Annotated in this window: 5 protein-coding genes and 1 pseudogene; all 6 read left to right on the forward strand. The window is 63.3% G+C overall.

Annotated features, from left to right (window positions below; all coding sequences use genetic code 11):
- Positions 1-15 precede the first annotated feature (15 nt).
- On the forward strand, positions 16-1131 hold the full coding sequence (locus tag ACFSNN_RS20070) for an efflux RND transporter periplasmic adaptor subunit (protein ID WP_134456426.1): 1116 nt from the start codon (positions 16-18) through the stop codon (positions 1129-1131).
- Positions 1128-4265: an efflux RND transporter permease subunit gene (locus tag ACFSNN_RS20075; RefSeq protein WP_134456427.1), complete on the forward strand. Its 3138-nt coding sequence runs from the start codon at positions 1128-1130 to the stop codon at positions 4263-4265. The genes ACFSNN_RS20070 and ACFSNN_RS20075 overlap by 4 nt, the downstream gene beginning before the upstream one ends.
- 31 nt (positions 4266-4296) lie before the next feature.
- A complete protein-coding gene (locus tag ACFSNN_RS20080) occupies positions 4297-5103 on the forward strand; it encodes an oxidoreductase (protein ID WP_134456428.1) in 807 nt (268 codons plus the stop codon).
- A gap of 174 nt (positions 5104-5277) precedes the next feature.
- Positions 5278-5751 carry a MarR family winged helix-turn-helix transcriptional regulator gene (locus tag ACFSNN_RS20085; protein ID WP_134456429.1) on the forward strand — a complete coding sequence of 158 codons (474 nt, stop codon included), beginning with the start codon at positions 5278-5280 and terminating at the stop codon, positions 5749-5751.
- Between the two features lie 770 nt (positions 5752-6521).
- On the forward strand, positions 6522-7358 hold the full coding sequence (locus tag ACFSNN_RS20090; RefSeq protein WP_134456431.1) for an IclR family transcriptional regulator: 837 nt from the start codon (positions 6522-6524) through the stop codon (positions 7356-7358).
- A gap of 367 nt (positions 7359-7725) precedes the next feature.
- A pseudogene (locus tag ACFSNN_RS20095) lies at positions 7726-7987 on the forward strand (MdtA/MuxA family multidrug efflux RND transporter periplasmic adaptor subunit); the annotation flags it as partial.

Genomic DNA, 7987 nt, shown 5'->3' on the forward strand with positions numbered 1-7987 from the left:
ACCGATGGGACTTTCATGTTCTCGCGTCGCCTCGCCACTTCCGCACTCGCCTGTGCGCTGCCGCTTGCGCTAGCGGCCTGCGGCGAAAAAGCACCGCCCGACCCGCGCACCGAGGTGCCACTGGTGCGCACGGCCATCGTTCAGCGCGCCGCCCCCACGTCCCGCTCGTTCACCGGGACCGTTGCGGCACGGGTGCAAAGCGACTTGGGTTTCCGCGTGTCCGGCAAGGTGCTGGAACGGCTTGTTGATGCCGGCCAGACCGTCAAACGCGGCCAGCTGCTAATGCGCCTCGACCCCATCGATCTCAAGCTGGCCGCGCAGGCCCGGCAGGAGGCGGTCACCGCCGCGCGAGCACGGGCGCAGCAGACCGCGCAGGATGAGGAGCGGTATCGTGACCTGCGCGGCACGGGTGCGATTTCGGCTTCGGCGTACGACCAGGCCAAGGCCGCCGCCGATGCCGCCAAAGCGCAGCTCAGCGCGGCCGAGGCTGACGCCGGCGTGGCGCGCAATGCGACGGGCTACGCCGAGCTGGTGGCGGACGGCGATGGCGTCGTGATGGAAACCCTGGCCGAACCGGGCCAGGTCGTCAGCGCCGGACAGCCCGTGGTGCGCCTGGCCCACGCCGGGCGCCGCGAGGCCGTGATCCAGCTTCCGGAAACCCTGCGTCCCGTCATTGGTTCAGTCGCCCAGGCAAACCTGTTCGGCGACAGCGGCGCCAGCGTGCCGGCCACCCTGCGCCAGCTTTCGGATACGGCAGATGCGCGTACCCGCACCTTCGAAGCGCGTTATGTATTGCAAGGTGCGCTGGCCGACGCGCCGCTGGGCGCGACCGTCACGATCGAGATACCGGACGCACGCGTGGTGCTCCAGGACGGCATGCAGGTGCCGATCGGCGCGGTGCTCGACGCGGGCAAAGGGCCCGGCGTGTGGGTCGTCAACGGCGAGCCGGCCAAAGTTGCGTGGCACCCGGTGACGGTCCTCCACCTGGGCGACGACAGCGCGCGCGTGTCCGGTACGTTGAAGCAAGGCGATCGCATCATTGCCCTCGGCGCCCAGTTGCTGCGCGAAGGCGAGCAGGTTCGCGTGTCCGGCCAGGCCGTCGCGATGGCGAACGAAGGAGCACGTCCGTGAGCGAAGGCCGATTCAATCTGTCGGCGCTCGCCGTGCGTGAGCGCTCCATCACCCTGTTCCTGATCTGCCTGATCTCGCTGGCCGGGCTCCTGTCGTTCTTCAAGCTGGGCCGCGCCGAGGACCCGGCGTTCACCATCAAGGTGATGACCATCGTTACTGCGTGGCCTGGCGCCACCGCGCAGGAGATGCACGATCAGGTCGCCGAGAAAATCGAAAAGCGCATGCAGGAGCTGCGCTGGTACGACCGCAGCGAGACATACACGCGACCCGGGCTGGCCTTCACGACGCTGACCTTGCTCGACAGCACACCGCCGTCCGAAGTGCAGGAGGAGTTCTACCAGGCCCGAAAGAAAATTGGCGACGAGGCAGCCAATCTTCCGTCTGGCGTGATCGGGCCGATGGTCAACGACGAATATGCTGACGTCACCTTCGCACTCTTTGCGCTCAAGGCCCGTGGCGAACCGCAACGTCTGCTCGTGCGCGATGCGGAGTCGCTGCGTCAGCGATTGCTGCACGTGCCGGGGGTGAAGAAGGTCAACATCATCGGCGAACAGGCCGAGCGGATCTACGTCCAGTTCTCGCATGACCGGCTGGCAACCCTCGGTGTCAGCCCGCAGGACGTGTTCGCCGCGCTCAACGGCCAGAATGCCCTGACGCCGGCCGGCTCCGTGGAGACCAAAGGTCCGGAAGTGTTGATCCGCCTGGACGGCGCCTTCGACAAACTGCAGAAGATCCGCGATACGCCCGTCGTCGTGCAAGGTCGCACGCTGAAGCTGTCGGACATCGCTACTGTCGAGCGCGGTTATGAAGATCCGGCGACATTCATGATCCGCAACAACGGCGAGCCGGCGCTGGTGCTCGGCATCGTGATGCGCGACGGCTGGAACGGGCTCGATCTCGGCAAGGCACTGGACAGCGAGGTCGGCGCAATCAACGCCGGGCTGCCGCTGGGCATGAGTCTGACCAAGGTCACGGATCAGGCCGTCAACATCCATTCGGCGGTCGACGAATTCATGCTCAAGTTTTTCGTCGCACTGCTGGTGGTCATGCTCGTGAGCTTCGTGAGCATGGGCTGGCGCGCGGGCCTGGTGGTTGCCGCCGCCGTGCCGTTGACGCTGGCTGTCGTGTTCGTGGTGATGGCCGCGACCGGCAAGAACTTCGACCGCATCACTTTGGGATCCCTGATCCTGGCGTTGGGCCTGCTGGTGGACGACGCGATCATCGCCATTGAAATGATGGTGGTGAAAATGGAGGAAGGCTACAGCCGTGTGGCCGCTTCTGCCTATGCCTGGAGCCACACTGCCGCACCCATGCTGGCGGGCACGCTGGTGACGGCCGTCGGCTTCATGCCCAACGGCTTCGCGCGGTCCACTGCGGGCGAATACACCAGCAACATGTTCTGGATCGTCGGCATTGCGCTGATCGCATCGTGGGTCGTCGCCGTGGTCTTTACGCCTTACCTCGGCGTGAAGATGCTGCCCGACTTCAAAAAGGTCGAAGGGGGGCACGACGCAATCTACGACACGCCGCGCTACAACCGCTTCCGCCAGCTGCTCACGCGCGTCATTGCGCGCAAATGGCTGGTTGCCGGTTCGGTCGTTGGCCTCTTCGCCCTGGCCATCCTGGGTATGGGCGTGGTCAAGAAGCAGTTCTTCCCGATCTCCGATCGTCCCGAAGTGCTGGTCGAGGTGCAGATGCCCTATGGCACCTCCATTTCCCAAACCAGCGCCGCTACCGAAAAGGTCGAGGCGTGGCTGGCTAAACAGAAGGAAGCCAGCATCGTCACCGCGTACGTCGGGCAAGGTGCACCGCGCTTTTTCCTGGCCATGGGACCGGAGCTGCCCGATCCGTCGTTCGCGAAGATCGTGATTCGCACGGACAGTCAGGAGGAACGCGATGCATTGAAGGCGCGACTGCGGCAAGCCATCGCCGACGGTCTTGCTCCCGAAGCGCGCGTGCGCGTCACGCAACTCGTGTTCGGGCCGTATTCGCCGTTCCCGGTCGCCTATCGCGTCACCGGTCCGGACCCGGACAAGCTGCGTGGAATCGCGGCTGAAGTCCAGCAGGTGATGGAGGCCAGTCCGATGATGCGCACGGTCAACACCGACTGGGGCACGCGCTCGCCGACGCTGCACTTCGCCTTGCAGCAGGATCGCTTGCAGGCGGTGGGACTGACGTCCAGCGCCGTCGCGCAACAGTTGCAGTTCCTGCTCACCGGCGTGCCTGTGACCGCCGTGCGCGAGGATATCCGAAGCGTGCAGGTGGTAGCGCGTTCGGCTGGCGATGTGCGTCTCGACCCTGCCCGGCTCGGCGACTTCACGCTGGCCGGCGCCAACGGGCAGCGCATTCCGCTGTCGCAGGTCGGCAAGGTCGACGTGCGCATGGAGGAGCCGATCATGCGCTGGCGCGACCGCGTGCCGACGATCACGGTACGCGGCGACATTGCCGACAACCTGCAGCCACCGGACGTCTCGACGGCGATCACCCGGCAGCTTCAGCCGATCATCGCGAAGCTGCCCAGCGGCTATCGCATCGAGCAGGCGGGCTCGATCGAGGAATCGGCCAAGGCGACGACCGCCATGTTGCCGTTGTTCCCAATCATGCTGGCGATCACGCTGGTCATCATCATTCTCCAGGTTCGCTCGATTTCAGCGATGGTGATGGTGTTCCTGACGAGTCCGCTCGGCCTCATCGGTGTGGTGCCGACATTGATCCTGTTCAGGCAGCCGTTCGGCATCAATGCGTTGGTCGGGCTCATCGCGCTTTCGGGCATCCTGATGCGTAACACGCTGATTCTGATCGGGCAGATTCACCAGAACGAAAATGCCGGTCTCGATCCGTTCCATGCCGTCGTCGAAGCCACTGTCCAGCGGGCGCGCCCGGTGATCCTGACGGCCATGGCGGCGATCCTGGCCTTCATTCCGCTGACGCATTCGGTGTTCTGGGGAACGCTCGCTTACACGCTGATCGGTGGCACGCTCGCCGGGACGATTCTCACGCTGATGTTCCTCCCGGCCATGTACGCAATCTGGTTCAGGATCCGCCCCGGCAGCCCCGCAGGTTCGCACAGGAGCCGGGACCCGCGGTCATCGCATGCAGAACCGATGGCGCAGGAAGCGCTCGACGCGCGTTGAAATTTCACTAATTCACCAAACGGAGCTGTTCATGTCGAATTCCACGGTTGTCGTTGTGACCGGCGTGTCATCGGGTATCGGGCGCGCCACCGCCGAGAAGTTCGCGAGGCGAGGCTGCCGCGTGTTTGGCACAGTGCGCAGCATCGCAAAAGCGGCGCCTGTCTCCGGAGTCGAGCTTGTCGAGATGGATGTTCGCGACGATGCTTCGGTCAAGGCCGGAATCCAGTCCGTCATCGAACGCGCCGGGCGAATCGACGTACTCGTCAATAATGCGGGAACGAGCCTGATCGGCGCCGTGGAGGAAACGTCGACTGCCGAGGCATTGTCGCTGTTCGATACCAACGTCTTCAGCATTCTGCGCACGACGCAGGCAGTACTTCCCCATATGCGGGCACAACGCGGCGGACGGATCATCAATGTCAGTTCGGTGCTTGGGTTCTTGCCCGCTCCCTACATGGGACTCTACTCCGCGTCCAAGCATGCCGTCGAAGGGCTGACCGAGACGCTGGACCATGAGGTGCGGCAGTTCGGCATTCGCGTGACGTTGGTCGAACCGTCCTTTACCCGGACCAATCTGGACATCAACGCCCCTCTCGCAAGCTCGAAAATCGCCGACTACGAGCGCGAGCGCGTGCTTGCATCGAGCGCAGTCGTCAACAGTGTCAAAGGCGCCCCTGCGCCGGACGGCGTAGCGAAGACAATAGTCGACGCGGCGCTCGGCACCTGGCGTATGCGTCGCACACCGGCCGGCGAGGCATCCCTGTTGCGCAAATTGCGGCGCTTCATGCCCTCCGGCCCCGTCGACGCAAGCTTGAGGAAAACGTTCGGGCTCGCGTGAAGTCCTCCCCTGCCGCAAGGTGGCCTGTGCACCATGTTCGCGGACCCGCCCCGCGCCGACGGACGACTAGTTTCAGGCGTCCACCGTCATGACGGCTTCAGTGCCTTGCAACGATCCGCGCGCGGCAGCACGGAACTCTTTGCACCCTCGTCCATAAGCATTGGAACCGCAGATATGGAAAGTCAGCAGTGCGAGTCGTCGATGCCCGCAATCGGAGAGATCTCCGCTCTCGCGCTCAACCACTATTTCGCCCAGCGCGCAATGCGCGCTTTCTGGGCTCATTTCGACGAAGAACTTCGGGACGCCGAGATTAACGCATCCCAGTTCTGCATGCTCGCCTTGCTGAATCACCGCGGACCGCTGGTTTTCGGCGATATGGCAGCAGAACTGGCAATGGACCGATCGAATCTGTCGGCCAATCTTGCGCCGTTGTTCCGTCGCAAACTTATCTCATCAATCACCCACAAAGAAGATCGACGCAAACGTCAGCTCGTCGTGACGACCGAGGGACAAAAAGCTGCCGTTTCCGCAATGCTCCCCTGGCTGCGGGCCTATCGGAACACGTTTGAGTTTGTGAGGCTAATTGATCTGAGTTCGATGCGCGATCTATTCTTCGCCCTTCGCAAATTCAATCAGGATTGCAATTGATCAGGATCTTTGCGCGAAACCGCGGAGATTACGCCGGCCGGTTAAGCGGCCGTGACCATTTGCAGTTCATAGCCGGCATGCGAGCGTCATTCGTTGTGTTGACCTACTCGCTGCGGAGGCTACCTGGCCGCGGAAAATAGGCGCTGAAATCGGCGTTTGCGTGCTGGCGAAAGAGGCACACCCATCCTCGCTCAGCTCTGGCACGTGGGTCACCATTGTCTTCCAATAGTCGCGAGCAACCTGAGGCCGTTTCCCCGCCTCCGTGTGCGAGTATGTCTCCGCAAGGTCATGTCGGAAGGCGCCAACTACGTGGAACGCCAATAGCCGAAAAAAAAGGCGTCACGTTGCCGTGACGCCTTAAAAAGTTCTAGCCATTCCGAGGGCCGTGCTAGAACCTGAGAGACGGTATTCGAAAGTTTGGCCTGCGATGCGACGCCTGTACAGAGTGCAGAGCGCGACATGGACTGTTGCGGTGGACTATGAGAAAACACTCGACACAGACATTCGTGCGGGCCACGGCAGGTTCGAAACTTCAAAATGCGGAACCTGAAACCGTCTTTCGAAATGAGATTCCATTTTTTATGGTTATGCTGACTAAGTCAAGCAAAATCTAAAGAAGCTTCATTCGTCGCGGAAAAATATTCCGATACAATGAATCTTCTGATGAAAAATCACTTCGACGCCCTATTTTGGGACCGCGACCGGCGCTTGAGAGACGGTCGTCGGCTGGGCCGCGAAGAAAGAAATTGAAATAAAGTTCCAAAAAACACATGAACCGACCCACGCCCTCCCGAACTGCGGCAGAACCGGCCAGAGACAAAGACGGCTCCGGCGACGAGGTGACCGCCCTCGCGCGCGGCCTGACCGTGCTGCGCTCGGTCGCCGCCGCCGACGCGCCGCTCAGCAACCGTGAACTGACCGAACTGACCGGCATTCCCAAACCCACCGTGTCGCGAATCACCGCCACGCTGGTCAGCGCGGGCTTCCTGTTTCGCCTGCCCGACAGCGAGCGGTTCGTGCTGACCTCGTCGGTGCTGGAGCTGAGCAACGGCTTTCTGCGTAACTTCGACATCCGCGCTCGCGCGCGGCCATTCCTGATCGAACTGGCAGAACGCACGGCCTTGTCCGTCCATCTGGCCGTGCGCGACCGCCTCGACATGGTGGTGATCGACGCGATCCGGCCGCGTTCGGCGGTGCTGGTGTCGCGTCTCGAGATCGGCTCGCGCATGAATCTGAGCCGCACCGCCATCGGCCGCGCCTATCTTGCCGCGCTCGAAGAGCCGGAGCGGGAAAAACTGCTGATCGGCCTGCAGGCGGCGGAAGGCGACGACTGGGGCCACGTCGGCAGCCGGCTCGACAGCGCATTACAGGAAACCATCGAGCGCGGCTTCGCGATTGCCACGGGCGAATGGTACGACGGACTGAACGCAATCGCACTCGGTTTCACAGGACCGTCGGGCGAACGCTACGCGGTCAATTGTGGCGGCTCAGCCGACCAGTGCCCGCGCGACTGGCTGATCTCGCGCGCGGCGCCAGCGCTCCTCGAGTGCGTCGCCAGAATCGTGCTGGAGATCGGCGGCACGCCGGGGCGCCGCCTCGATACCTGAAGCGGACGCAAGCACGCCGGTGGGCGGCCAAGGTTTCGCAAGCAATCCTGTAACCTTCGTAATCAAAAGAAAAATACGCGGGTGGACTGTTACAGAGCCCGCGACGTAGGATCATGCCTTCCTGTCGCGGGACGCGCGCGCCCGGCTTGCCGTTTTCCCCTTCGATAACCTTCCGGCCGCCTGTTTCGATGCCGCATTGCGTTAACATCTCTGTCCCGCGCCTCGGGTAGCATCGCGCTGAACGAGCGCGGTGCACTCGCTGTCGAAACCGCCTGTCATGCCATTCGCGTGCCGGTCCGCCGAACTGTCGAAGAACGGCACGAACGCGCGAGCGGCTCACATCCAAGCCAGTCACCTGACCGAACCGATGGACGAACAACAAAAGCATTCGGAAACCACACGCCCTGTTCCTCCGGCTTCCCAACCGTCCTCGCGCGGCGGCCCCACCGGCACATCGACCCCGCCGCCGGGCATGGTGAAGCGGCATCGCGGCCGTCATATCGCGTTGATCGTCGCCGCACTGGTCATCCTCGGCGTGGTGCTGTGGCGCTGGCATCCGTGGGGCGGTCCCGGCGGCGGCGCGAGCGGCGCGGCCGGCGCCAGCGATGCGAGCGGCGCCCGCGCCGGGC

The organism is Paraburkholderia dipogonis (assembly GCF_042680985.1).
Classification (GTDB): Bacteria; Pseudomonadota; Gammaproteobacteria; order Burkholderiales; family Burkholderiaceae; genus Paraburkholderia; species Paraburkholderia phytofirmans.